25 protein-coding genes, 1 tRNA gene and 1 pseudogene are annotated in these 26076 nt (G+C 35.5%); 7 read left to right on the top strand and 20 right to left on the bottom strand.

Annotated elements, in window-relative coordinates; all coding sequences use genetic code 11:
* Window positions 1-33: 33 nt before the first annotated feature.
* The 6 genes from potD to inhA1 all read right to left on the bottom strand — a co-directional run bounded on the left by potD (window position 34) and on the right by inhA1 (window position 7928).
* Complete coding sequence (gene potD / locus AC3WVZ_RS05295) at window positions 34-1083, bottom strand: spermidine/putrescine ABC transporter substrate-binding protein PotD (protein ID WP_000772484.1); 1050 nt, start codon at window positions 1081-1083, stop codon at window positions 34-36.
* Between the two features lie 38 nt (window positions 1084-1121).
* Window positions 1122-1922 carry a spermidine/putrescine ABC transporter permease PotC gene (potC, locus tag AC3WVZ_RS05290; protein ID WP_000714192.1) on the bottom strand — a complete coding sequence of 267 codons (801 nt, stop codon included), beginning with the start codon at window positions 1920-1922 and terminating at the stop codon, window positions 1122-1124.
* A 6-nt stretch (window positions 1923-1928) separates the two neighbouring features.
* Window positions 1929-2777: a spermidine/putrescine ABC transporter permease PotB gene (gene potB, locus AC3WVZ_RS05285; RefSeq protein ID WP_000715500.1), complete on the bottom strand. Its 849-nt coding sequence runs from the start codon at window positions 2775-2777 to the stop codon at window positions 1929-1931.
* On the bottom strand, window positions 2774-3757 hold the full coding sequence (gene potA, locus AC3WVZ_RS05280) for a spermidine/putrescine ABC transporter ATP-binding protein PotA (protein WP_000720333.1): 984 nt from the start codon (window positions 3755-3757) through the stop codon (window positions 2774-2776). Before potA ends, potB begins: the two co-directional genes overlap by 4 nt.
* Before the next feature lie 241 nt (window positions 3758-3998).
* A complete protein-coding gene (locus AC3WVZ_RS05275) occupies window positions 3999-5366 on the bottom strand; it encodes an aldehyde dehydrogenase (protein WP_233936158.1) in 1368 nt (455 codons plus the stop codon).
* A 171-nt stretch (window positions 5367-5537) separates the two neighbouring features.
* Window positions 5538-7928 carry a M6 family metalloprotease immune inhibitor InhA1 gene (inhA1, locus tag AC3WVZ_RS05270; protein WP_233936156.1) on the bottom strand — a complete coding sequence of 797 codons (2391 nt, stop codon included), beginning with the start codon at window positions 7926-7928 and terminating at the stop codon, window positions 5538-5540.
* A 342-nt stretch (window positions 7929-8270) separates the two neighbouring features.
* Between inhA1 and AC3WVZ_RS05265 the strand changes: the two genes are divergently transcribed.
* Both AC3WVZ_RS05265 and AC3WVZ_RS05260 read left to right on the top strand, forming a co-directional pair.
* Window positions 8271-8405 carry an anti-repressor SinI family protein gene (locus tag AC3WVZ_RS05265; RefSeq protein ID WP_000276219.1) on the top strand — a complete coding sequence of 45 codons (135 nt, stop codon included), beginning with the start codon at window positions 8271-8273 and terminating at the stop codon, window positions 8403-8405.
* 79 nt (window positions 8406-8484) lie between these two features.
* Window positions 8485-8808 carry a helix-turn-helix domain-containing protein gene (locus tag AC3WVZ_RS05260; protein ID WP_000578885.1) on the top strand — a complete coding sequence of 108 codons (324 nt, stop codon included), beginning with the start codon at window positions 8485-8487 and terminating at the stop codon, window positions 8806-8808.
* Between the two features lie 72 nt (window positions 8809-8880).
* On the opposite strand, the gene calY is transcribed toward AC3WVZ_RS05260, so the two are convergent.
* The 6 genes from calY to AC3WVZ_RS05230 all read right to left on the bottom strand — a co-directional run bounded on the left by calY (window position 8881) and on the right by AC3WVZ_RS05230 (window position 13909).
* Entirely contained in the window at window positions 8881-9474 is a 594-nt protein-coding gene (gene calY, locus AC3WVZ_RS05255; protein WP_000053713.1) for a biofilm matrix protein CalY, read from the bottom strand.
* A 384-nt stretch (window positions 9475-9858) separates the two neighbouring features.
* Complete coding sequence (locus AC3WVZ_RS05250; RefSeq protein ID WP_233936154.1) at window positions 9859-10701, bottom strand: DUF4047 domain-containing protein; 843 nt, start codon at window positions 10699-10701, stop codon at window positions 9859-9861.
* A gap of 134 nt (window positions 10702-10835) precedes the next feature.
* Entirely contained in the window at window positions 10836-11423 is a 588-nt protein-coding gene (locus AC3WVZ_RS05245) for a CalY family protein (protein WP_000172852.1), read from the bottom strand.
* 60 nt (window positions 11424-11483) lie between these two features.
* Window positions 11484-12053, bottom strand: coding sequence for a signal peptidase I SipW (gene sipW / locus AC3WVZ_RS05240; RefSeq protein ID WP_000767792.1), 570 nt, complete (start codon window positions 12051-12053; stop codon window positions 11484-11486).
* A gap of 190 nt (window positions 12054-12243) precedes the next feature.
* Window positions 12244-13530 (bottom strand): D-alanyl-D-alanine carboxypeptidase family protein, encoded by a 1287-nt coding sequence (locus tag AC3WVZ_RS05235; RefSeq protein WP_233936152.1) that lies wholly within the window; start codon window positions 13528-13530, stop codon window positions 12244-12246.
* Window positions 13531-13681: 151 nt separating this feature from the next.
* Window positions 13682-13909 (bottom strand): hypothetical protein, encoded by a 228-nt coding sequence (locus tag AC3WVZ_RS05230; protein WP_000251856.1) that lies wholly within the window; start codon window positions 13907-13909, stop codon window positions 13682-13684.
* A 521-nt stretch (window positions 13910-14430) separates the two neighbouring features.
* Here AC3WVZ_RS05230 and AC3WVZ_RS05225 point away from each other — a divergent pair.
* On the top strand, window positions 14431-15186 hold the full coding sequence (locus AC3WVZ_RS05225) for a class I SAM-dependent methyltransferase (protein ID WP_000858654.1): 756 nt from the start codon (window positions 14431-14433) through the stop codon (window positions 15184-15186).
* A 280-nt stretch (window positions 15187-15466) separates the two neighbouring features.
* On the opposite strand, the gene AC3WVZ_RS05220 is transcribed toward AC3WVZ_RS05225, so the two are convergent.
* A complete protein-coding gene (locus tag AC3WVZ_RS05220) occupies window positions 15467-16174 on the bottom strand; it encodes an IS6 family transposase (protein WP_233936150.1) in 708 nt (235 codons plus the stop codon).
* An 880-nt stretch (window positions 16175-17054) separates the two neighbouring features.
* Here AC3WVZ_RS05220 and AC3WVZ_RS05215 point away from each other — a divergent pair.
* Complete coding sequence (locus AC3WVZ_RS05215) at window positions 17055-17522, top strand: hypothetical protein (protein ID WP_000643274.1); 468 nt, start codon at window positions 17055-17057, stop codon at window positions 17520-17522.
* Window positions 17523-17792: 270 nt separating this feature from the next.
* Window positions 17793-17865: transfer RNA gene (locus AC3WVZ_RS05210), tRNA-Val, on the top strand.
* Window positions 17866-17929: 64 nt separating this feature from the next.
* Here AC3WVZ_RS05210 and AC3WVZ_RS05205 read toward each other — a convergent pair.
* The 7 genes and pseudogenes from AC3WVZ_RS05205 to AC3WVZ_RS05175 all read right to left on the bottom strand — a co-directional run bounded on the left by AC3WVZ_RS05205 (window position 17930) and on the right by AC3WVZ_RS05175 (window position 20873).
* Window positions 17930-18526: a DUF5105 domain-containing protein gene (locus tag AC3WVZ_RS05205; protein WP_233936149.1), complete on the bottom strand. Its 597-nt coding sequence runs from the start codon at window positions 18524-18526 to the stop codon at window positions 17930-17932.
* Between the two features lie 158 nt (window positions 18527-18684).
* The gene (locus tag AC3WVZ_RS05200; RefSeq protein WP_001267334.1) at window positions 18685-19230 is read right to left on the bottom strand and encodes a hypothetical protein; all 546 of its coding nucleotides are present in this window, start codon (window positions 19228-19230) and stop codon (window positions 18685-18687) included.
* A gap of 81 nt (window positions 19231-19311) precedes the next feature.
* A pseudogene (locus AC3WVZ_RS05195) lies at window positions 19312-19560 on the bottom strand (hypothetical protein).
* Window positions 19561-19576: 16 nt separating this feature from the next.
* Window positions 19577-19939, bottom strand: a complete 363-nt coding sequence (locus tag AC3WVZ_RS05190; RefSeq protein WP_100651231.1) for a hypothetical protein — start codon at window positions 19937-19939, stop codon at window positions 19577-19579.
* 133 nt (window positions 19940-20072) lie between these two features.
* Window positions 20073-20255, bottom strand: coding sequence for a DUF3976 domain-containing protein (locus tag AC3WVZ_RS05185; protein ID WP_001178303.1), 183 nt, complete (start codon window positions 20253-20255; stop codon window positions 20073-20075).
* 28 nt (window positions 20256-20283) lie between these two features.
* The gene (locus tag AC3WVZ_RS05180; RefSeq protein WP_001109895.1) at window positions 20284-20661 is read right to left on the bottom strand and encodes a hypothetical protein; all 378 of its coding nucleotides are present in this window, start codon (window positions 20659-20661) and stop codon (window positions 20284-20286) included.
* A gap of 2 nt (window positions 20662-20663) precedes the next feature.
* Entirely contained in the window at window positions 20664-20873 is a 210-nt protein-coding gene (locus AC3WVZ_RS05175) for a helix-turn-helix transcriptional regulator (RefSeq protein WP_000428513.1), read from the bottom strand.
* A gap of 823 nt (window positions 20874-21696) precedes the next feature.
* Here AC3WVZ_RS05175 and odhA point away from each other — a divergent pair.
* Both odhA and odhB read left to right on the top strand, forming a co-directional pair.
* The gene (gene odhA / locus AC3WVZ_RS05170) at window positions 21697-24564 is read left to right on the top strand and encodes a 2-oxoglutarate dehydrogenase E1 component (RefSeq protein WP_000197120.1); all 2868 of its coding nucleotides are present in this window, start codon (window positions 21697-21699) and stop codon (window positions 24562-24564) included.
* A 133-nt stretch (window positions 24565-24697) separates the two neighbouring features.
* Window positions 24698-25960, top strand: coding sequence for a 2-oxoglutarate dehydrogenase complex dihydrolipoyllysine-residue succinyltransferase (gene odhB / locus AC3WVZ_RS05165; RefSeq protein ID WP_000569891.1), 1263 nt, complete (start codon window positions 24698-24700; stop codon window positions 25958-25960).
* The last annotated feature ends 116 nt before the right edge of the window (window positions 25961-26076 follow it).

Genomic DNA, 26076 nt, shown 5'->3' with positions numbered 1-26076 from the left:
GCGATTTCTACTTTAGAAACCGCATTTCCTTGCTTATTTACCTTTTGTTTTTAGCTCTGTCCAGTAACGATCATAGTCTTTTAACTTATCGTCTACATCAACAAGCCATTCTGTACGATCTAACTCTTCTTTCGTTAAGAAAATCATGTGATTATCACGGTATTCTTTACTATGAAGAGGATGAGCTTTTTCATTTGGATTACTGTAACCAATTGACTCGTAGTTTTTCACACTTACTTTTTCATCTAGTAAGTAGTTCATAAATTTCTCAGCAAGCTCTTTATGTTTTGCACCTTTTGGAATTGCTAACGTATCAGCCCAAATTGTGCCGCCTTCTTTTGGTACAACATATTCTACATCTTTATTATCTTTTGCGATAAATGCTGCATCTCCAGACCAAACTGTTCCGATCCAAGCATCTTCTGTAATGAATTTTTGTTTAATGTTATCTGTATCAAACGCTAATAAGTTTGGAAGCAGCTTCTTTAAATCATCTGCTGCTGTCTTTAATTGTGCATCGTCTTTCGTACTGTTTGAGAACCCGTGCTTCTTAAGACCCATTCCTAATACTTCACGAGAATCGTTTAGTAACGTTACATGTCCTTTATATTTCTCATTCCATAAGTCAGCCCAGCTTGTAGGTGCTTCTTTCACATACTTTTTATTGTATGCAATCCCTGTTACACCCCAAGTGTACACTAAAGAATATTTATTCTCTGGATCAAACGCAGGTGTTTTAAAATTAGAAACCATGTTTTCGATATTCGGGATATTCTTTTTATCTAACGGTGCTAATAAGTCCATTTTCGCCATTGTTTTAACCATGTAATCAGACGGCTGGATTAAGTCATACTTTGCGCCACCAGCTTGTAATTTCGCAAGCATTTCTTCATTACTTGCGTACTTGTCATAGTTAATTTTCACATTATACTTCTTTTCAAAATCTTTTAGCACTTGCTCATCAAAATTGTCAGCCCAACTATAAATATTTAATTCTTCTTTCTTTTCACCACAACCAGCAAGCACACCAGCAACAAGGCTAAAGCTAATTGCTGCGCCAGCTATTCTTTTCATTAATTTCATCGGTTTATTACCCCCTTGTACTTTCTATATCGTTCGTATTATAAAGGAAGGTGTCCTCCAGAGTTTTCTTCACCATCTGCACCTTTGTTTCGGAAGATTTCAGATAGAACCATTAATCCTACGATAGCAACAATTAAAATTGTAGAAAGAGCATTAATTTCTGGTGATACTCCTCGCTTAACCATACTGTAAATGTATAGTGGCAATGTTGTTGATCCTGGTCCTGATACGAAGAAACTAATTACAAAATCATCAATTGATAATGTGAATGTTAATAATGCTGCCGAAATAACTCCCGGTGCAATTGCTGGGAACGTTACATAACGAAACGTTTGCCAAGGCGTTGCTCCTAGATCATTTGCAGCTTCTTCTAAGTCACGTCCCATACTTGAAAGACGCGCAGCTAAAATAACAACAACAAACGAAATGCTAAATGTAATATGTGCAATAATAATCGTTGTTTGTCCAAGTTCCATTCCTAACTGACTGAAAAGAATTAGTAAAGATAATCCCATTAAAATATCAGGAATTAAAATTGGTAAATATACAAGGCCATTAATAGCCCCTTCGAAACGATATTTATAACGATGTAAAGCAATTGCAAAGAATACACCAAGTACCGTTGTCACAATCGTTGTTATAACTGCAATCGTAATACTATTTACAAATGCATCAATAACATCTTGTTTTTGAAATAAATCTGTATACCAATGGAATGTAAAACCTTCCCACTCCGCATTAATGCGAGAGTCGTTGAAAGAATAGACCATTAAAACCATCATTGGAAAATACAAGAATAACAAAATTAACCAAGAATAAGAAACTAAAAACTTCTTCATCTTTGCCTATTCCCCTCCGTTCTCATTATATTTATATACTTTCGTTGCACGATAATATAAGTAAATTAACAGAACAGAGAATAGAACAACGATAATCGATAACGCAGATCCAAACGGCCAGTCACGTGCACCTAAGAATTGATTTTGAATAACGTTTCCGATTAATGCTACTTTCGATCCGCCCATCACGTCTGATACAACAAACATTCCGATAGAAGAAACGAATACTAAAATAGAACCAGTCGCAATTCCTGACATCGTCATCGGCACTGTTATATTCCAAAATGCCTTTATTGGTGTTGCTCCTAAATCATAAGCCGCTTCTAGCTTACGCTTATCCAGCTGCTCAATTGCTGCATACACTGGTAAAATCATAAATGGTAATAAAGAATAGACCATTCCGAGTATTACAGAAGGAGTATTATATAATAAATTTAACGGTTCACTAATAATGCCAAGCTTTAATAACAACGTATTCACAAGACCTTGTGAACGTAAAATAACAATCCATGCGTATGAACGAACAAGAAAGTTAATCCAAAACGGAATCGTTGCCAATAATAAAAGAATAGAGCGGTATTTGCGGTCAACAATTGTAATTGTATACGCAAACGGATAACCAATTAATAAACATATTACTGTTGTAATAACTGCGATCTTAACAGTTTCCCATAACGTTCCTAAGTACAATGGATCAAATACACGGGATATATTCTCCAGCGTAAATTGCATTTCTACTGTCCCGTAAGCTCCGCGCTGCATGAAGGCGAATCCTAATACGAATACGAGCGGGATTAGGAAGAAAATTAGCAGCCACGCGACTGTAGGTAGTGCGAGTAATTTCCCTTTTTTCAATTTAAGGTCACCTCGTCCTCTTGCTCCCAGCCTACATATACATTATCTCCAATGCTCCACTGCGCTGCCTCTTCAGCAGTTTGATATGCCATTAGTAATTCTGATGTTTTCTCATCACGTACATAAAGCTTCTCCATATTTCCGACAAACTCAATATCTTCAATATGTCCAAGATGGTATTCTTTTAAAATTGGTTCTTCAACCGAACGTACTTTTACATTTTCAGGGCGAATTGCTACATAGCCTTCCCCGTTCTTCACAATATTATTTTCACCGATGAATGTCGCAACGAACAATGTTTTCGGCTTATTATAAATTTCTTTCGGCGTTCCGATTTGTTCGATATGTCCTTTATTCATAACGACAATACGATCGCTCATGCTCATTGCTTCTTCTTGATCGTGCGTTACGTATATGAACGTAATTCCTAAATTACGTTGTAAGTTTTTCAATTCACGTTGCAAGTCTTTTCGTAACTTAAAGTCAAGCGCTCCAAGTGGCTCATCTAATAGTAATACACGCGGATTATTTACAATCGCTCTTGCAATTGCAACACGCTGCTGTTGCCCACCAGAAAGCTTCGCAGGTTTACGATTACGGAACTCAAGTAACTGCGTTAAACGCATTGCCTCTTCAGCACGCTCTTTCTGCTCTGCTGCTGATACTTTCTGCATTTTCATACCAAAACAAATATTCTTCTCTACTGTCATATGTGGGAATAGTGCGTAATGTTGGAACACTAGGTTCATATGACGCTTATATGGCGGCAAATCGTTAATTCTTTCATCATCTAATAAAAGATTCCCTTTAGTTGGAGTTTCAAATCCTGCGATCATACGAAGTAAAGTCGTTTTCCCGCAGCCACTCGGCCCTAAAATTGTTAAAAACTCTCCCTCTTTAATATCTAAAGAAAGAGGTGGGATAATCACTTGATTTCCAAAATGTTTTTCAACTGCTTCAACTTTAATAATCTTTTTCATTTTCCCGTCCTATCTACCTTAAATTTTAAATTTTTATATTCATGAATAAATATTTATGTTCTATAGACTATTTTTTGTTTCGATCCAAACAAAAATGGTTATTTAACAAGCGTTCGTTTCTATTCTTTATGTAGTATGTTTGATTCATTTTCGCATGATACACATAACGTCGAACAGAAAAACCCCTTCCATTGCGAAGGGGCTATTATCATACGGCTACGCCTACTGATAAACACCATCATCATTTTAACAACTTTCGTATGAATTTTAAAGCACTTTTTGTAGAAGAGTAACGAATTTTCATGTCGAATGCTGTAGATTGGGCTAAAATGCTTTTATAATGTGAAAAAGTCCGAAAACTTTCTTTCCCATGATAACCCCCTAATCCACTACTTCCAACACCCCCAAAAGGTAAATATGGCGTGGCAAGATGATAGACAACATCATTAATACAGCCTCCACCATATGAAATATTACTCGTCACTTTCTTTTGTACTTCTTTATCTTCAGAAAATACATATAACGCTAACGGCTTCGGATGTTGCTGGATTGTGCCAATTACATCTTCTATGTTGTCGTACTCTATGATTGGTAAAATCGGACCAAAAATTTCGTCTTCCATAACAGTATCTTTCCATGTAATATCCGCTAGTACTGTCGGTTCAATATGTAATGTATCTTTCTTATAGTTTCCACCAATTACGACTTGACCATCTTGTAAAAATCCACATAATCTTTCGAAATGACGCTCACTTACAATACGCACATAATTTTCATTTTGCAAAGGTTCTTTACTATACTGCTCTATAATTTCATGTCGCAGTGCCTCAATTAGCTTTTCTTTCACGGAAGAATGCACATACATATAATCAGGCGCTACACACGTCTGCCCTGCATTTAAAAACTTACCCCAAACAATTCTTCTTGCTGTCATCTCTATCTTTGCATCTTTATGTACAATACAAGGACTTTTCCCGCCAAGTTCTAAAGTGAGCGGCGTCAACTGTTTCGCTGCTGCTTCCATTACAACTTTTCCAACACCAACACTACCAGTAAAGAAAATATAATCAAATGGTTCCCTCAGCAAAGATGTACTCTCTTCAACGCCACCTTCTACTACCGCTACAAGCTCTTCTGGGAATAATTCATCTAACATTCTCTTAAGCACTTTTGAAACGCTTGGTGTTAACTCTGACGGCTTTAAAACGATTGTATTTCCAGCTGCCAGTGCTCCTACAAGTGGTGCAATTGCTAATTGAAAAGGATAGTTCCACGGTGCAATAATAAGTGTCACACCATACGGTTCTGGCACTACTTTTCCTTTTGATCCAAAATGAGTAAGTGCTGTTCGAACTCGTTTCGGTTTACTCCACGATGACATATGTTTCAATTGAAAGGAAATTTCTTTTAATACATATCCAACTTCCGTTGTAAACGACTCGTGAACTGACTTATTTAAATCTAATTTCAATGCCTGAAATATTTCTTCTTCAAAATGCTGAATGCCTTCATAAAGCTTCTTCAAATTATTCTTTCGCATTTCGATGCTTCTCGTATGCCCTTTTAAAAAATATGCCTTTTGCCTACTTACAATAGAGGAAATACTCATTCACTCACCTTCTCCCACTATTTTTATCCAATTCTTTCATTATTTATATAGACTTCATATATAACAAATTTCTATTCTTAAGGTTACATTATATATGACTTTTTCAGCTATATAAAATTCATTGCTCACAAAAAAACTACCGAAAGAAAATCTCTCGGTAGTTTTACAGTATTAACGATATAAACGAACAGCACCTGCAGAATTATCATCAGCTTGTCCTACTACTTCAAACTTCAGACCAAGCTTCGGTAAAATACGTCCTGCATCTGGAATCTGTTGATTAATATACGTTTTAGAATCATCAAACTTCGGTACACCTGCTAAACCATCATACGTATACGTTCCACGCGTTGGAGATACAACTTTCCAAGCTGGCGTTTTATCGAATGAGAACGCCGCATCTGCGATTTGGAATCGCGTACTACTTTCCACTGTCGGTTTACCATTTAAAGTTCCTACAATTGCTTCTGGATGAGAATCAACTACACCTAGGAAACCGTGTCCTGGATGTACACCTACCCAGTTATCTGTGTAAGCTGAATCTGCATACCATACAACCATACCAGCGTTATATACTGGACCACGTGCAAATTTTAACGCGTTATCTGAACCAGCATAGTTTCTCCACTCAACATAGTAGTTATGGCTTTTCTTCTCTGTTCCGTTAGAAACAGCAAAACCATCTAATTTGAATTGTGGCGTACCTTCTGCGTCATCAGAGAATACTACTTTATCATCTACTGTTAATGAAGCATTATCAAGTAAGAAACCATTTAATGCTAAACCACCATCAGTAATGTAATCAAATGTTAATTTTACTTTCTTACCTTTGAACTGGCTTAAATCATATGATTTGTCAATCCATTTTCCATTTGTCGAATCTGCATTTCCACTATTTGCTTTCTCACCAAGTCTTTCAATTAACGTTTGTTGACCATCTTCCGTTACAGCGTGTACTTCAAGGAAATCATACTCTGCTTCAATTTCATATAATGATTTGAAGTCAAATTTTGCAGTCGTTGCATTTGTTAAATCGAACAGTGGTGTTTCCATCTTCGTATGAAGATCATCACCTTTTGTGCTGTAGTAATACTGTTTTCCGAATGCCGGCTCAATTGTTTTTATATCTTTGTCTGGTAAGTTAACACGAATCATACCTGGACGGTTAGATTTCGTAACACTTTGGTCTAAATATGTTGCTAGGCCGATACCTTTATTTAATTTCTCGTAATCTACTTCTACGATATTTGCCCAGTTACCACCGATTGTTTTTTGGAAAAACTCTTTATTTTGTGGTGATAAGCTCGTTGGTGTTGTACCTGCAATTTTACCAGCCCAGCTTCCGCCACTCATGATAGACCAAGCTTGAATTGGCTCACCAGCACCGCTATATTGTGTATCATACTCATCTGGTAAACCTAAATCATGACCATATTCATGCGCGAATACACCAACTGCTCCATCTTCTGGTTCAATTGTGTAGTCGAACGCTGCCATCTTTCCACCCCAATATGGAACTTTCGCTTGTGTACCTTCAATTGCGAATGGTTTTGGTCCAACTGTCCAGCGATGTGACCAAATTGCATCATCACCTAATTTACCACCACCTGCTTCTTGTCCAACACCTGCATGAATAATCATTAAGTGATCAATTAAACCATCCGGTTGATTTTTATTTCCATCACCATTTACATCATATTGATCAAATTGATCAAACTCTGATAGATCAAGACCGCTATCTACAGCTGCTTTTAATGCATCTTTTACTAAATCACGTGGGCCTTTTGGTCCTTTATTATCATGACCGCCGCTAGCAGCATCTGCACCGTAATCAGCAGCTTTACCAGGAACTGTTAACCATTTTGTAACTGTTCCGTCCACTGTGTAACTACCACCAGATTGCTCTTCGTAATATTGTTTAAACGTTTCAATTTTACTTCCATCATCTAATGTAAACGGCTCGTTGCCGAATAACATTTTTTCATAATGTTCTTTATTAAAATCGTTAGAATACATGTATCCAGGCTCTTTGTCGATATTATTATGTTTAAAGTCAGCGTACTCTACAAGTAAAACGAGTACTTTATCTTTACGTACATCACCGTTATAGTCTTTTTGTTTCGCTGGAGAAGTTGGTACTTTACCATTTAGACCGCCTTTAACTGGGCCTGTCGCTGCAGGTGTTCCTGTTGCAGGGTTATCTAATTTTTCTTTCGTGTCTGCTTTCGCATCTTTCACTTTCTTTAAAAAATCAGATGCTTCTTTCGTAAGTTGATCCCCATTTGGTACTTCTTTCCCAGGATTTTCACCCTTTTTGTTCTCTACATACTTTTCGACAGCTTTCTTTGTTTCTTTCTCTGAAGCTGACGAATCAATTACCCCACGTTTTTTTAGCGCATCTGCTAAACGTTCTTCCGGAATTAAGTGATCATCAACTGGGCTCGTAGCTGTTTTATTCGCAGGCGTTTCAGCATATGCAGATTGAGTACCAGCTCCGAATGAAAGGCCTAATACAGCTGTTAAAGCGATTGATGACAAAGCTTTGAACGGTTTCTTGTTCATCCCTTATTTCCTCCCCTAATAAATAATATGTATTACAAATTGAATTTTATTAAAAATTCAATATTTTTTCAATATTTAGTCATATTATGTAATATTTTTAATATATTTGTAAAAATTTCATAGTTAGCATACGAATATATCACAATTCAACAATGTTTTCTGAAAATATTGAAAGTTTTTATCGAACAATTTATAATTTCCATAGAGGGAGTTTAATGGGGATTTTATCTTTGTTTCATCTACACAATATTTGATAATTCACTATATAAAACACAAAATCCGATTGCATTATCATGTATTCTGTAGCAGCAATTATGACCGATAATTAGGGAGGAATTACATTTGTACAAAGATAAGACAGACGCACTGGATCAAGAATGGATTGATTTAATACTTGAAGCTCTAGATGCTGGTATCGCCATGCAAGACATCGAGCAATTTTTCCAACGTATGAAGCCATCCAGTCAGGCTCAATAGGTTTGTTCTTTTTAACGAAGTTTATGTTATAATAATGACATCATAAGACAACTACATATTGATAGAAAGGTGCGCAAATATGATTGGAGAACGTATAAAACGCCTTCGTTTACAAAAAGGGATTTCATTAACTGAACTTGCCGAAAAAGCTGGCGTTGCTAAATCTTACATTAGTTCTATAGAACGAAATTTACAAAAAAACCCTTCCATTCAGTTTCTTGAAAAGATCGCAGCAGTTCTACAAATTCCAGTTGATACTTTACTTCATGATGAAACAACAAAGGAAACTAACCTAGACTCCGAATGGACACAACTCGTTAAAGATGCAATGAACTCTGGTGTCTCCAAAGAACAATTTCGTGAATTTCTTGAATTTACAAAGTGGAAGCAAAATCAAAAATAATAATAGAAAGAAGTGCTTACAACCAGCACTTCTTTTTCTTTATAAAAAAAAGCGGGAATACCCGCTTTTTTATTATTTTTCTTCCCCAGCTTCTTGGTTGGCATTGAATGTCCATTCTAAATTCAATGTATCACCTTGGAAGATATTTTGGTCTTTTCCATCATCTACGAATTCAAATTGTACCCATAGATAATCCTCTGTACCAGCTGCTAATCCACCCTTTTCTCCCCACTCAGGAGCAAAGATATCTTTAGCTAAAAGATCTGGATCAACTTTTTGTAAGTCTGCTAAAGTTGTTTCATATACAGGCTCACTTTGTTTATCCCAGTTCCAAAGGAATTTTACTTTAACGTGCTTACCAAAGTCTTCACCAGCATTATCACCTTTTGCATCTTTAACAGTATACTTTGTTGCTAATTTAACGTCTTTAATAGTTAACGAACCGCTGTTTTGTAATAAGAACTCTTTCTTAACAGAATCCCCTGGTTTTAAATCTTTAATATCTACAAGCGTCTTAGGGTTTAATGTAAGGTCTAACGTCCCAGCTGCAAATGTATTGTTTGATACTTCTTTATCGCTAAAGAATGCAAATGTTCCTCCACCAATTAAAGCTAACCCCAATGCTGCTGATGCAACTCCCATACCTAATTTCTTTTTCAGACTCACAATCAATTCCCCCTAGCTTTTTTTATATTTTTATCACTTATTTTTCAATAAGAGATGTAAAGAAAACTATATTAGCTTAGCTAATATGTGTTCTTTTTTAAAAACCTTATGTTCATTATAACGAACAACTCTATATAAACACAACACATATTTATTAATATTTTCAGTTATTTTTATTTCTCAATATTTTTTAGACTTTTCAGAAAAATAATGATAATTTATAACTTTTTTCACACTCAAATCATTTAATACTATAAGAAAAAAGAAAAACAAAGAGGTGAGGGCTAACGTTCCCTCACACTCGTATAAATATTACTAGTCTTGCTTATTCGTTCACTCTCTCTTACACCACATTCTTGTTTTCTGGCTGTTTCACTAAAGCAGTTACTCCGCTTTCTTCTGCTCTTCTAGCTTTTTCTGTTCTTCCACTTTCTTTTGCTCTTCTACTTTTTTCTGTTCTTCTACTTTCTTCTGTTCTTCTACTTTCTTTTGTTCTTCGGCTTTCTTCTGTTCTTCTACTTTCTTTTGTTCTTCGGCTTTCTTTTGTTCTTCGGCTTTCTTTTGTTCTTCGGCTTTCTTTTGTTCCTCTGCTTTCTTTTGTTCCTCTGCTTTCTTTTGTTCTTCTACTTTCTTCTGTTCCTCTGCTTTCTTTTGTTCTTCTACTTTCTTTTGTCCTTCCGCTTCAATTGCAACGTTTAATTGTTGCTGAAGAGCCTGAATTTGCTCATCAATAGCTTTCAAGCTAATTTCTTTCTCAATATAGTCACGCTTCTCTTTGATACTGCGAAAGCCTTCATTTACATATATGGACACTTGCTGCATCGACTCATCTTTATTTACCTTTAATTCTTCTTGTATTTGATTGTAAGGAGCTTCTATTTCAGTATATACATTTTGCAGAGCTTCCTTTTCAGCAACAATTTTCTCACGCCCTTGTTGCCATACAGAAATCGCCTGTTTTATTTCTTCAATAGAAGTTGCTTTCGATTTCCCCTTCATCGTTCCATACTCACACTCAATAAACTGTTTATGTTTCTCAGATTGCTCTTTTAACGTATCAACTGTTTTCGGAAATATAATTGCTGTAGAAAGCGTCGCTTCTACTTTCGTTTCATGAATGAACGCCGCTTCTGTATGCGTCATAATTTGAGATCCTAAATAAAACGTAATAGAACACATACACGGCAATATAAGCATCTTTTTAAAATTACGCGGTCTTTTCAGCATCTTAATCTCTCCCATCGAACATTACGTTCTTTATACAGAACATTATCTATATTATAGTAAAGAACTATTAAAATTGATAGACAAATACTAGAAAAATAGAAAAAGGGCTATCCATGTGATAGCCCTTTTTATTATTATCTTTCTTCACCTGCTGTTTGTTGTGCATCAAACGTCCAATTTAATTGTAACTTATCGCCTTGGAATTGATTTTGATCTTTTCCATTATCAACGAACTCAAATTTCACTTTGAATTTATCAGATTTACCTGCTGAAATACCTTTTTCATCCCAGAACCAAGCCGATAAATCATTATCTACAGCTGTAAGTGTGTCACCTTTTAATTTATCTAAAGTAGTTTGTTTCACAATTGTCTCATGCTTATCTACATTTTTTAAGAATGTTACTTTAATATGTTTACCAAAATCATCTTTATTATCTTTCTTTACATCTTCTACATTATAATCTGTTTTCAGTAGAACCTTTTTAATATCTAAAGAACCTTTATTTTCTAGTTTAAATTCTTTTTCAATTGTATCCCCAGGTTTTAAATTCGATACGTTAACAACTGTTGATGGATTTAATGCTAAATCCAGTGTTCCAGCCGCAAATGTATTGTTTGACACTTCTTTATCACTGAAAAATGCAAATGTTCCTCCACCAACTAAAGCTGCTCCTAATACTGCTGATGTAATACCCATTCCTAATTTTTTCTTTAAAGTCATGTCCATATCCCCTTAATATATATTTGTTAACTTCCTAAACGGAAAGTATAACCAAACGAACTAGACGGATTGTTCTACTTTTTTATCTTTCTTTTCTCCGTCAATGCTACGAATAGCACCAAAAATAGAAATAGCGGAATAACCAAGCAAAAAGACTCCTGGAATAATAAGAAGCAATGCTGCTCCCGCTTTTGAATTCGCATAATTCAGTAAATAACCAACATACGGAACTGTAATATCTGCATACTTTCCAACTACATTTTCTGCAAGTACTGGCTCTAAATCTGGTCCGTTGTTGTTATCCCCTTTTGTTTCATACATTACTTTTCCATTTGTATCTTTCACACCGATAATACGGTGAGTGATAATTTTTTGATCTTTCTCTTTAAAGGTAATAACATCACCTTTTTGATATTTAGAACCATCTTTGTTTGGTTCTATTGCAATGATTGATCCTGTTAAAAACGTCGGCTCCATTGATCCTGAAAGAACGCTCTTAAATTGATATCCCATCACTGTCGGATCACCACCGCTTGCTTTTGAAGAAATAACTACAAAAGCTAAAAAAACCATCAATGCAAATAAAACAAATGAGATCGCGTTGCTAATTATCTTCCATATTAATTTCATCGTCTCTCTCCCTCTCCGTTGTTTTATATTATTTGAAGTATGCAACATCCACTTTGTTCTTTAACAAGAACACAAGTAAATGATATAACGAACTTTAAGTTATTGCAATAAGAAAATTTACAATTATTAGTTATTTAAAATATAGAAAAAAGACTGTGCCAAAATTTTACACAGTCTTTTTATTAGTAATTTATTTATCTTCTGATTTCATTCCTTTTGTATTTCGGCGCAACACTACATATAAAATTGCTCCAAATAATATAATCGCACCTATCCCAACACTTATTACTTTCACATTTGAGTCTTTTACTTCAGGCATAGTTGTATCTTTTTTAGGCATCGTAAAAGTGACATCTTCTGTTGAAAGAACATTTACCGTCGCAATTGTTTGATTATTTTTCGTAATATCAACTGCACCAACTACCTCACCACGATGTATTCCTTTATGATATAAAGATTCTTTATCTAATGAAGCCGCCCGGAAAATAGTTTTCACATTTTTCCCTTCATCTTTCTTAAGCATAAGCTCCGCACTTTGTTCCAACTCAGAATTAACATCTTTATTTAAATATGTTGTTTTTTGATGCCAATTATGTTTATCAAGCACCATTTGCTTCGTAAATTGACCGAAAGAATATTCCGCCATCTGCTTCAAATCTTCATAAATTTCAGGTCTTTGAGAAGCCATTACTACGCTTATAATACGATTTCCATCTTTCTCATTTAATAAAACAAGTGTATTACGTGCTTCATTCGTAAACCCTGTCTTACCGCCAATGCTATATGGATTTTCAAAAAAATTAGATTTATTAAAAATAGACACCGTCTGCCTAGACGTCGTAACTGTCGTTCTTTTCGTATTCATCGCTTGTAAAATTTCAGGATACTTTTGCACACCCTTCGTAATCATAGCCATATCATACGGCGTCGTATAATGGTTCGGATCATGCAATCCATTCGGTGTTACAAAGTGGCTATCTTTCGCCCCTAATTGCTTCGCTTTCTCATTCATCATATTAGCGAAATTCTCAACACTCCCGCCAATCCGCTCCGCAATCGCATACGACACATCATTCGCACTCAGCACCATTAAAATCATAAGCGCAGTATTTCTATTAATTGTCTCTCCAGGTTGAAACTCAATTTGATAATTACTCTTCTCTTGATCTAATGCTAATTGTGAAAATGTAAATTGATCCTCTGGCTTTGTATGCTCCATGAGTAAAATCGCTGTTAACACCTTCGTCGTACTAGCAGGATATGCTCGGTGATATGCGTTTTTATCATACAAAACATCTCCTGTTTTCGCATCAATTGTCGTTGCAAACTGACTAAAAACATTCGGTCCTTCCGCAGGTGGTGGTGCAGCTTGTTCTGGATTTACTCCAATATTCGTCTCAGCACACAATGTTATGGGCGTCAAAAAAAACGAACAAATAACTGTAATAAAAACCAAAATTTTCTTAAAATTTACCATATGACTCTCCCTTTTCCATTTACTCCTTAACAAAATAATAAATCTACCAATCATATGTAATTTGTATTATATTGGAAGAAATTTCACTATTTTTTACTATATCATACTTTTACGATAAAGAACATAAATATACAATAAAAATAAGAAGGAATTACTCTTTCTTATCCTTCTCATCAATCAACGAATCTATTAACTTTTGACTAGCTTCCTCGGGCGTAATCTCATCTGTTATTCCCATAAACGACCAACCTTTAGAATCAACCCACTCAACAAACTCTTGTAAAAATTCATCATGTGTAACATCCACATCAAGAATCGATCCATTAATCGAAATCGTTCTATTTTTAGACACGCGCATCTTGAACGTTTTTCTTACCATTACAACTTTTCTCCCTCTACTTCTGAATATTTATAAAGTGAAACTTTCATCAACCCTCACGAATCGGACTTTTACGGGCATTCCGACCCGAACCTAACTTCTTTACTTTTGCTGAATTTCGAGGTAAGGGATCTTACTGCCCGCAAATAGCGAGATAAAATAATCATGTATCTCTGTTATACATGATTTTCAGTAAATTGTAAAAAGGATATATTGGCCAATTTAAATAGCAAAAATAAAAATCTCTTACCTACGTAAACGTAATACGACATACAATCGCTCATAAATTATTAAATAAATCCATAAAAATATACACTTTAAAACATAATTGAGTAAGCCATTCTAGTCTTTTGGAAGATATTATCTAAAATAGTATACTAAACGGATAAAGGATATTTGAATAAAGAAACTGAGGCCCTCTATTTAGCTGGATTCTTAAGTTGTAGACTTAAAGACTGATGCCTGAATTCATATTTAATTTCTATTTCTGTACATCATATCGTAAGAAAGAAGGTAGTACTGTGAAAACAACAGAAAATTTTACTGACAGGGCCGATATATATGCAAAATATCGCCCTAGTTATCCTAATGAATATATTGATTACTTGCTTTCAGCTAACCAACTGAAAGGGAATCAGATTGTGGCTGATATTGGTTCAGGTACGGGGATATTTAGCCACCAGCTGCTTGAAAGTGGTTTACATGTTATTGGAGTTGAGCCAAATGATGATATGAGAAAGATGGCTGAGCAATCATTAAAACTATATTCTCGTTTTCAATCCATAAAAGCAACTGCTGAAAATACCACTTTAAAAGAAAATAGTGTAGATTTAGTAACTGTTGCCCAAGCATTTCATTGGTTTGATAAAGAGGCTTTCAAAATCGAATGCCAACGAATTTTAAAACAAAAAGCAAATGTTGCACTTGTTTGGAATAGTAGAGATTTAACTAGTCCACTTATTAAAGAGAATGCAGAAATTTGCCAGAAAACCTGTCCAAACTTTAAAGGCTTTAGCGGTGGAATAGATGAAACTCCAGAAGTATTTAACAACTTTTTTAAAGATGGAAAGTATGATTTTAAAGAATATCAAAATGATTTACTTTTTGATTATGAAGGGTTTTTGGGAAGGAATTTATCAGCATCTTATGCTCCGAAAGAAAATGACGAACAGTATAAAAACTTTATTTTTCTCCTATCAGAGCTATTCGAAAAATACAGTAAAGATGGAAAAATTATTCTCCCGAATTTAACACGAAGCTATCTAGGCAATGTATAAACAGCCTGATACAAAGAGACATTGAACGGAATTAAAACAAGCTTAACCCCTCCCTGAATGTAGAACGAGGTTAGGCTTGTTTTGCATTTTACCACATCAAATTCAAATGACTTTCGTACAATAAAGTAGAATATATTAGAAAACACCTTAAACTGAGGAGGAACTCAATGGCGCGTTGTACGTATTGTAAAACGAAGTGGAAAGTAAAAGATGTATGGTTCTGGTGCAAAGAAAGGATACGTTCCCAAGAAATAATGAGGATTCCTATTGGAATCATTCTTTACGCTGTTAATCCAAATAATTGATGAATAAATTCTTTTTGATTTTGAACAGACTGATCCCGTAAATCAACCTGTTCTTTTTTTATCATATGCATGGCTTCTACTCCTGCAAGTATACATGTAGCGGTGCCAAAAGATTTAAATCCTAACATAGAGCGTACACGTTTTTTAATGAATCGATGGTCTTGCTCCACTACGTTATTTAGATATTTTATCTGCCGAATTTGAGTGCCTAACGGCACTTTTTTCTCGTTCTTTAATTTGGTGATAGCAACTGGATAAGCAGGATTTTTATCAATTGTAATTGTACGAGGTTTTGAGGCATGAAAAGATTGCAAAGCTTTCTTAAAGAATCGCTTTGCAGCCTTATGATTTCTAGTTTTACTAAGATTGAAGTCAATCGTATTTCCCTCAGAATCAACCGCACGGTATAAATACATCCATTGCCCTTTTACTTTTATATACGTTTCATCCACTCGCCATGAATCATTTGTTTGTTTAAGATGACATCGGATCCGTTTATCCAGTTCCGGTCCGTATTGATGGACCCAGCGCATAATCGTTGTATGTGCTAAGGATAATCCTCTTTCTTCCATCATTTCCACCAAATCTCGAAAACTTAGATTGTACCGTAGGTACCAACGTACAGTTAATAAAATTATATCTGGTTGGTAATGCTTCCATTTAAACAAATTGTCCTTTTTCATACTGATCACATCCCTTTTGCAGAGTAATCGTATCAGTATGTCCAAAATTAGAAGATTACTTACAATTAACCTAATTTTTTTGCACCAGAACCAGATGTATGGTCAATACTCGTGACATTTGAAAAAGATTGTCCGTATTGTTTTGGGAGGCAATATCTATCAAAGAAAACAGTGAACGCTATGCCAGAACTTATAAGCTTACCTTTACACTTCTTGTTCCCTTTTCTTGTTGATTTGAGTGATGAAGGTCCTTTGGATTGGTATCGGAAATAATATAACCTCTACATCCAAAGACTACTTTCTACTAAATTCGCTTCTCATCATTATCCCTTCATACATTACTCTCATAATCGCTTATACTTTCCCTTTTAAAGATCCCATAGCTCAACAGGAAGAGTGTCCCCTGAACAAATTTTATCAATTATGACTAAAAAAACAGTGATATATGTATACTGTTAAACATAAAAAATTAGCATTAGGTTCCAATTAAATATTAATTGAAACCCAACACTACTTGTATTCTGTAATTCAGAATACAAGTAGTGTTTTTTATTATGCATTTTTGCATACAGTATTGTTTTCTCTTGTAAATAGATAATAATGGTATATAATAAAACCAACGTTTTACCAATAAAAGGTAATAAGAAGTAGTGGAATAAGTAAATAACCAAAGCGTATTAACAGATTTGTTCTATGTAAATCATGATACATATATGGAATCAAAACTATGAAATTTTATGTAGGGATTAGATTACTACAAGATGAAAGATCCATAGCGAATGCACTCGAGGAAAAAAGTGTTCGATTAGATTAATCTTATTAAACTATTTAATGTGACGCCTATCGAACGAATTGAGAATATACTTAGGGGGAATTTCAAGTGAAGGCATTTAGTAAAGTATTATTAACTGGCGCATTAGCTTTAGGCGGTTTAACGGTTATGAACATTGAAACACCAAAAGCACATGCTGACGGAGTAAGCGAGTTCTGTCGTTATATTTGTGGTCCTAGCGAAACGTTGAACGGTGTTACAGTTCAAGTACACGCTACAGAATATAACTTTGGTCAAAACGTAATTGCAAGAATTACAAATGAACGAGCTGAAGATATTCATTACAATGTCAGCATCGAGAAAAAATATGGCGATAGATGGGGAGAATTTGAAACCAACTTCCGTTGGCAAAATCAATGGGTCCCAGCTGGAAGCAATGATGAAATTGCAACTTTCACAGGATATGGCGATGATATTTATGAGGATGGAACATATCGTTATAAAGTCGAAATAAAAGGCGCTGACGGTTCTATTGATACAATTTACACAGCAGGAATGACAGTTACAGGACGATAGCTTATGAACAAGCTCCATTATTTATGATTGTATTTTTGAAAATATGATTGATAATTGCGTTGATATTATTATTAAAATAAGCTCTTCGGGGCTTATTTTTTTATACAAAAATTAGAATATAAATATTCAGAAAATTACATCTTTACACTATTAAAGTTCGTTGCTATTATAGGAATACATCAAGTGTTACAATACTCAACAAATTGTACAAATTCTCCGATTACACGGATGAAATGAAAATACATTGCTGATGGTAACATTTATAGTTGGGATCCCGTAGCTCAGCAGGGAGAGCGCCACCTTGACAGGGTGGAGGTCGTGAGTTCGAGCCTCTCCGGGGTCATATAAAAAAGAGACACCATATCAACCTTCTACGTGATATAGTGTCTCTTTTTTATCTAATTCAATTACTTCCCACCAAACATCTTCTCCAAAGACTTCGCATTTGCAAACAATACTTCTTTCAAGTTATCGTCAGCAACAATTTTATAGTCGCCATCTTTGTCTTTCTTTAAGTTCAAGGTAACTTCGCGAGTTGCCATTGCTGCATCTTTATCTGCTAAGTTTTTGACGATAGTTGAGGTCATTGTTTTTTCGATAGCTTTTTCAGATTGTTCTTTGTCTTCACTAAAGGCACTAGCGAACGCCATTGGCATAACTTCTCCCACTGCTTTTGTTACAGCAACGGATAGATCAGCAGATGTAATTTTCACTTTCACTTCTGCTTTGTCATCCTTTTTCGATACTTCTTCTACCTTTTCAAATTTAAAGTTCTTTGTAATTGCACTTAGCATTGCTTTTGCCTCAGCATCATCTGTTTTTTCATTTAGTTTATTAAATTCTTTGTCACTCTCAACAAATGTACGAGCCTTTTCTACATCACCTTTTTGTATCGCTGTTAAAAATTCTTCTGTAGTATCTTTCGGATTTGCACACCCTGCTAAAACACCTGCTGTTAATCCTACTACCATCATTAATAGCAATAATCTCTTTATCTTTTGCACGCTCATTCTCCTCTTATCTTTTCTAGTAAGTCAGCATCATACAATATTATGAAACTGACATTACAAACATTTTTTAGTATAGCATTTATATGATTCGTTTTCTATTAATTCCCAAAAGATAAAGGGCCTTGCAGCATTCCTACAAGGTCCCTCTTCTATCAATCTGTATCCGTAGCACAAATGAACCACATTTTCTGTTCCCTACTATCTAACACCATCCAAGTAACATCCCACGCAACATCGTAAAACCAATCTGTCCAAGGGCGATAGCTTTCGAACACTTTAATATCTTCGTATCGATCTTGGAACATATATTGACATACATTGACTGCTAATTGTTTTGCGATAACTGGTCGTTCCTTAAACCCTTCATATGCTCCGCCCCACAAAATTTGCGCAGCAATGCTACCATCAAGCATAACTGCCAGCTGCTCTTTAAAACGAAACTTATATTTGTCTGATGTATGTATTTTTAACTCTTCTAAGTTATTGATTATATCTAAAGAGTTGAAGATTCTTCTAAAGAAGTGCTCATGTCCATCTTTCGAATGTGGTATTTCTTTAAAAAAATTTTCGTTATGCACTTTAAAACAGCTTATTATTGCTCCACCAATTAAGTTTTGTTCCTTAAACGTGTTTATAAGTTGCTCAACAGATGAGTTATTCGTGTCTATTTTTTCAAACGTTCCTTCTTTCCATCTCATAACGCCCACTACTCTCTATTAAAAATTTGTTTCTTCATTATAAATAGCAAAATAAAAACCAGCAACTTTAAGGTTGCTGGCTTAGCTCTTATTCATATTCGAAAAAACAATAACAACTGTTCCAAACAAATAATGCCCTACTACCATCCACATACTCCAATCAAAAATCATAAGCAATAACCAAAGTGATATATTCATAGCAGCAAATAATAAATATAAAATCTCTCTTTTGTATCACTCCTCTATTCATCAAAATGTAAACAGCACCGATAGGAGGAAAAAGACAAATATTTTTCTTAACACCCACGGATACGAAATTACTGTCTGCATATGAATCTCCTTTTCATCATAATACTTGCTTCAAAATCGGCCTCACTACCCTATATTTATCACTATAAGCTTCCTTTATGATTAAAGGCGGGTAATCACTTTTTTCTTCCTCAATCATTGTGAATACTTCTGTTTTCTCTTGTAATGTATTAGATTCTTTATTTTTAGTAGGTCTTTTACTTCGTTTGATTTCCTTTGTTACTTCGCCAAGTTTTTGCCCAACTTCTTCTATTTTGGCAGATTCATTCGTAACATAGTATTCTTGTTCGTCCCATACTAACATAGGTGGCACTTGTTCTCGTTTGTTACATATTATATAAGTAGTACTAGCTACAAGTAGTAGACAAGTTAATAAATAGAAGATAGTTTTTTTATTCATATACTACACTCCTTATCTATCATTTCATTGGATTATATAATATAAGTTATTTATAGTAAATGGATTTAGTGGTAATTTTTAGGTTGAATAATAAAGAAAAAACCTTACCGAAGTAAGGTTTCGTTTTTACATTCTATAGTGACCGACTTATTAAAACAATCATTACAATAATCGCTATAAACATAACAACTAAACAGCCGATCATTTTATAAAATCCTCGTTTCGTTAACGTCCCGCCTTGAACGTCTTTACGAATAAATAAGAATACTGCTAAAAATAATACAAGCCCAATGCCAAAAGCATACATCATTTGCATATGTTAATCTTCCTTTCTCTCTTCCATCTTAATATCTTTTTGCCAAAACAACAAATGAGATAAAGACGGTACTCATCGTAAGTGCCATAAGTATATTCAATAATTCAGTAGCAGATAGTGTAAGTATTTTTAAGTTTAAGCCGATAGAGAAAAGAAGATAATATGCCGTTAATGCAAAAAAGGTTACAAACATTCCTTTATAACGAATAAGTTTCATTCGCTCGTCTTTTTCTTTAAATTGCGGATGCAAGTAGCTTAGACAGAAACACATAATCATCATCCCAAGCAATGGATACGTTATGGCTGGCGGTGCAGAATGCGTCATTATACCTGTTAATATCATAAATCCACTCATAAATAGAAAAATAATCCCCATAATTACAAAGTACTTTTGTGAATAATTCATCCCTATTCCCCCTCTTCTTTTCCTTTATAAATAAATACATGTTCTATTGTTGTCTGAAATGTTTTCGCTATTTCAAATGCTAGCGGAAGTGATGGATCGTATTTCCCTTTTTCAATTGAGATAATGGTTTGTCTGGAAACTCCAAGTTTCTCAGCCAACTTTTCTTGAGATAGTCCAAATTTTTTTCGGTATTCGACCATTTTATTTTCCAAGGAAATTTCTCCCTCCTTCCATATACCGAGTATATATGTAAAGGAAACTTTACGTCAAGTTCCCTTTACATATATTTTGATTATTATTCACGCTATTTATATAGAAGAAACTTTTTTCAATTTCAGCACGTCTATTTTGAAGCGAAACACGGAACACTGTAAATAACTGTTACTATATCTCCTCACTTCTTTTTTTAAAATTTAATATCTCCATATTTGTTTTATCCTTTTAAAACATTTCATTTATTTCTTTATTTCACGAAATACGTTATTTGTTTTACGGTGTTTTTCGTCATATTTATAGAAACTAACTGTTTATGGAGCATTTTTTATGTTTAGCAACTTTTTTTGTAGAAATCCTTCACTTTCCTTTCAATATTTAACACTATCTAAATAAAGTTTACGATAAATTCATAATTTTTTATTTTTTATACTATATTCCGTTATATTGTTGTATAATATCTATGAAAGCGCTTATTATTTCAATATACATAATTCAAACTAATTTTATCGAAACATTCTAACTATTATACCTATATTTAAATGCAACAATTATAGCTATTAGTATAGGCATACCAAATATATCCACCCCATTTTTCTGTAAAATTACTTTATAACATGAAAGATTAACTTGGGTGATAAGTTATTGTGAATGTTTTTTTACAAAACAGATAAGTAATAGTGTTTGGTATTATGTAAATTATTGTAATAACATAAGAGTAAAGAAAACATTTACATTGATTATTGATTCATTACTTATTGAAAAAGAGCAAAATGCACCTTTGTATGGAAAAGGATTATATGCATTGGGAGGTTTAAACAAATGACGAGGAAGAATACAACGACAAACCCTTGGGCCAAGTTCCACGGTCCGAACCTTGGTTATGTTATTGAGCAGTATGATCTTTACGTAACTGGAGCAGGTTCTGTTGATCCGGAATTACAAGAGCTTTTTGAAATTTTTGGAGCTCCTTCGTTTCAAGATGATGTCGTAACAGGGGACAACACAGCAACACATTTTTCTCCTCAAAACACAGGTAACATTGAAAAAATTCTTAAAGTCGTTCAACTTGTTGAGCAGATTCGTTCTTTCGGGCACACGTTGGCTCACATCAACCCGATGGAAGATGCTGCAAATGGACAATCTCTTCTTGAGAAAGCATTGAACGAACTGAGCGATGCTGACTTGAAAGCGATTCCAGCGAAAACAGTATGGCCAGATGCACCAGAAGGTATTCACACTGCACTTGATGTAATTCATAGATTAAAAGACGTTTATACAAAATCTTTAGCTTATGAATTTTCTCATATACAAGATAGTGAAGAACGCGCGTGGTTGCATCAAATGGTGGAATCAAATTCATTGCGTCAACCACTATCAAATAAAAAACGAACTGCTCTTTTAAAACGTTTAACAGCTGTTGAAGGTTTCGAGCAATTCTTGCATAAAACATTCGTTGGGCAAAAACGTTTCTCTATCGAGGGCGTTGATATGCTTGTACCTGTTTTAGATGAAATTGTTCTAGAAGGTGCTAAGAACGGCGTAGAGGATGTCATGATTGGTATGGCTCACCGCGGTCGCCTAAGCGTACTTGCTCACGTATTAGAAAAACCATATAGCCACATGTTTGCTGAGTTCAAACATGCAAAAATAGAAGGCGCAGTGGCTAATTCTGGCTGGACTGGCGATGTGAAATACCACCTAGGTAGAGAACAAGTCGTTAGTAACGAAGAAGTTAGCACTCGCGTGACATTAGCAAATAACCCGAGTCATCTTGAGTTCGTGAATCCTGTAGTAGAAGGTTTCGCACGTGCTGCTCAAGAGAATCGTAAAAAATCTGGTCTTCCAGATCAAGATACTTCAAAATCATTCGTAATTTTAGTTCATGGTGATGCTGCATTCCCTGGTCAAGGTATTGTATCTGAGACACTCAACTTAAGCAGATTGAACGCGTATCAAACAGGCGGAACGATTCATGTTATAGCAAACAATGCAGTTGGTTTTACAACTGATAGCTATGATTCTCGTTCTACGAAATATTCTAGTGACCTTGCAAAAGGTTTCGATATTCCGATTGTTCACGTGAACGCTGATGATCCGGAAGCTTGTCTTGCAGCTGCTAACCTTGCGATTCAATATCGCATGTTGTTCAAAAAAGATTTCTTAATCGATTTAATTGGTTACCGCCGCTACGGTCATAACGAAATGGATGATCCAGCAGTTACGCAACCACAAGTGTACAAAAAAATTAAAAACCATCCAACTGTAAGGGCAATTTATGCAGATCAATTACAAGCTGCTGGTGTTCTAAATGCAGATGAGGTTGAAACAATTACACAGTTTACACAAGAGCAATTAAAATCCGACTATGCACAAGTACCACCAGCTGATACGAGCGATGCAACAATTCACGTTAAAGTACCAGATGTTGTTGCAAAAGGTATTCAACCAATTGATACTGGTGTTGAGATTGACTCACTTCGTGCAATTAATGAAGGTCTACTATCTTGGCCAGAAGGATTTAACGTATATCCGAAAGTGAAGAAAATTCTTGAGCGCCGTAAAGATGCTCTTGAAGAGAACGGTAAAATTGAATGGGCACTTGCTGAATCGTTAGCATTCGCTTCTATTTTACAAGAAGGTACGCCAATTCGTTTAACTGGTCAAGATTCACAGCGTGGTACATTCGCACACCGTCATATCGTATTACACGATACTGATACAAATGAAACATATTCACCGTTACATCGCTTACCAAACATTAATGCATCGTTCTCTGTTCATAACAGTCCGTTATCAGAGGCTGCTGTTGTTGGTTACGAATATGGTTATAACGTATTCGCTCCAGAAACTCTCGTTATGTGGGAAGCGCAATATGGTGACTTCTCAAATACTGCGCAAGCATTATTTGATCAATATGTTTCAGCTGGAAGAGCAAAATGGGGTCAAAAATCTGGCTTAGTTCTTCTATTACCACACGGTTATGAAGGTCAAGGACCAGAGCACTCTAGTGCACGTCCAGAGCGTTTCTTACAATTAGCTGCTGAGAATAACTGGACAGTTGCAAACTTAACGAGCGCGGCTCAATACTTCCATATCCTGCGTCGTCAAGCATCTATCTTAGGAACAGAAGCTGTTCGACCATTAGTATTGATGACGCCGAAGAGTTTATTACGTCACCCACTTACGCTTTCAACTGCTAGTCAGTTAAGCGAAGGACGTTTCCAACCTGCTTTAGAACAAGAAAACCTTGGCATGAAACCAAATAAAGTAAAGCGTCTTGTTTTAAGCACAGGTAAAATGGCGATTGACTTAGCAGCAGAAATCGAGTCGGGTAAACATGAGTACAACTTAGACGAAGTTCATGTCGTTCGTATTGAGCAATTGTACCCATTCCCTGCTGAGAAAGTTCAATCTATTATTAAACGCTTTAAAAACTTAGAAGAAATCATTTGGGTTCAAGAAGAACCTCGTAATATGGGCGCATGGCATTACATGGCTCCAATTCTGTTCGAACTTGCTGGAGATAAAGTGAAAACAGGCTACATTGGACGTCCTGATCGCTCTAGTCCATCTGGCGGCGATCCATTCGCTCACAAAGCTGAGCAAGAGCTAATTGTTGCACATGCTTTAGATGTGAAGTATAACTTCCGTCAAGATAAACAAGAAATTGAAGTTTACAGCAACTAAAAAGTAACAATGAAGGTTTCTAGCTTGTTCCTTGGGCAGAATATCTGCCCAAGGCCAGGCTAACAAATGGAGATTACCGAAGACAAAAGAAGAAAAAACACACCGTTAGGCAAATAAGGGGAGGACATTTAAAATGATCGAAATTAAAGTACCTGAGCTTGCAGAATCTATTACTGAAGGAACTATTTCACAATGGCTTATCAACGTAGGCGACAAAGTTGAGAAAGGTGGCAGCGTTGTTGAGCTTGAAACTGATAAAGTCAATGTAGAAATCATTGCAGAAGATTCAGGTATTGTATCGAAGTTACTAGGCGAACCTGGGGATACAGTTGAAGTTGGCGCAACTATCGCAATTTTAGATGCTAATGGAGCACCAGTTGCAGTAAGTACACCTGCACCGGCTGCTGAGCAACCAAAACAAGAAACAGCTGCTGAAGCACCGAAAGCTGCGGCACCAAGTGCTGAGCAAACTGCAACACTACAAGGGTTACCAAATACAAACCGTCCTATCGCATCACCAGCTGCTAGAAAGATGGCTCGTGAATTAGGAATCGACTTAAACGACGTACGTAGTACAGATCCACTTGGACGCGTGAGACCACATGATGTACAAGCTCATGCTGCAGCACCAAAAGAAGCACCAGCTGCTCCAAAGAGTCCAGCTCCTGCTCCAGTTGCAAAAACGGAATTTGAAAAACCAGTTGAGCGCGTGAAAATGTCCCGCCGCCGTCAAACAATTGCAAAACGTCTTGTAGAAGTTCAACAAACATCTGCAATGTTAACAACATTTAACGAAGTTGATATGAGTGCGATCATGGAATTACGTAAAGAACGCAAAGATGCTTTCGAGAAAAAACATGATGTACGTCTTGGCTTCATGTCATTCTTCACAAAAGCAGTTGTTGCAGCATTAAAACAATTCCCATTATTAAATGCTGAAATTCAAGGTGACGAGCTTATCATTAAAAAATTCTATGATATCGGTATTGCAGTAGCAGCTCCAGATGGATTAGTTGTTCCAGTTGTACGCGATGCTAACCAATTAAACTTCGCTGAAATCGAAAGCGAAATTCGTGAATTAGGTAAAAAAGCACGCGATAACAAACTTTCATTAAAAGAACTACAAGGTGGTACATTTACAATTACAAACGGTGGTGTATTCGGTTCTCTAATGTCAACACCGATCCTAAATAGCCCTCAAGTTGGTATTTTAGGAATGCATAAAATCCAAGTACGCCCAGTTGCAATTGATAACGAGCGTATGGAAAACCGCCCAATGATGTACATTGCTTTATCTTACGATCACCGTATTGTTGATGGTAAAGAAGCAGTTAGCTTCCTTGTTGCTGTTAAAGATATGCTTGAAGATCCAAAGTCATTATTATTAGAAGGTTGATAGATTAAAAATCTATTAAAGGCTGTAGAATGAATCATTCTACAGCCTTTTTTTATTGTGTTCATACGGGACAAATTTCATGACATAAAGTAATAATGTATGCCTAAACGTAAGGA

It is taken from the genome of Bacillus sp. CPT56D-587-MTF, assembly GCF_058792335.1.
This window is presented reverse-complemented; position numbering and strand designations above follow the sequence as displayed.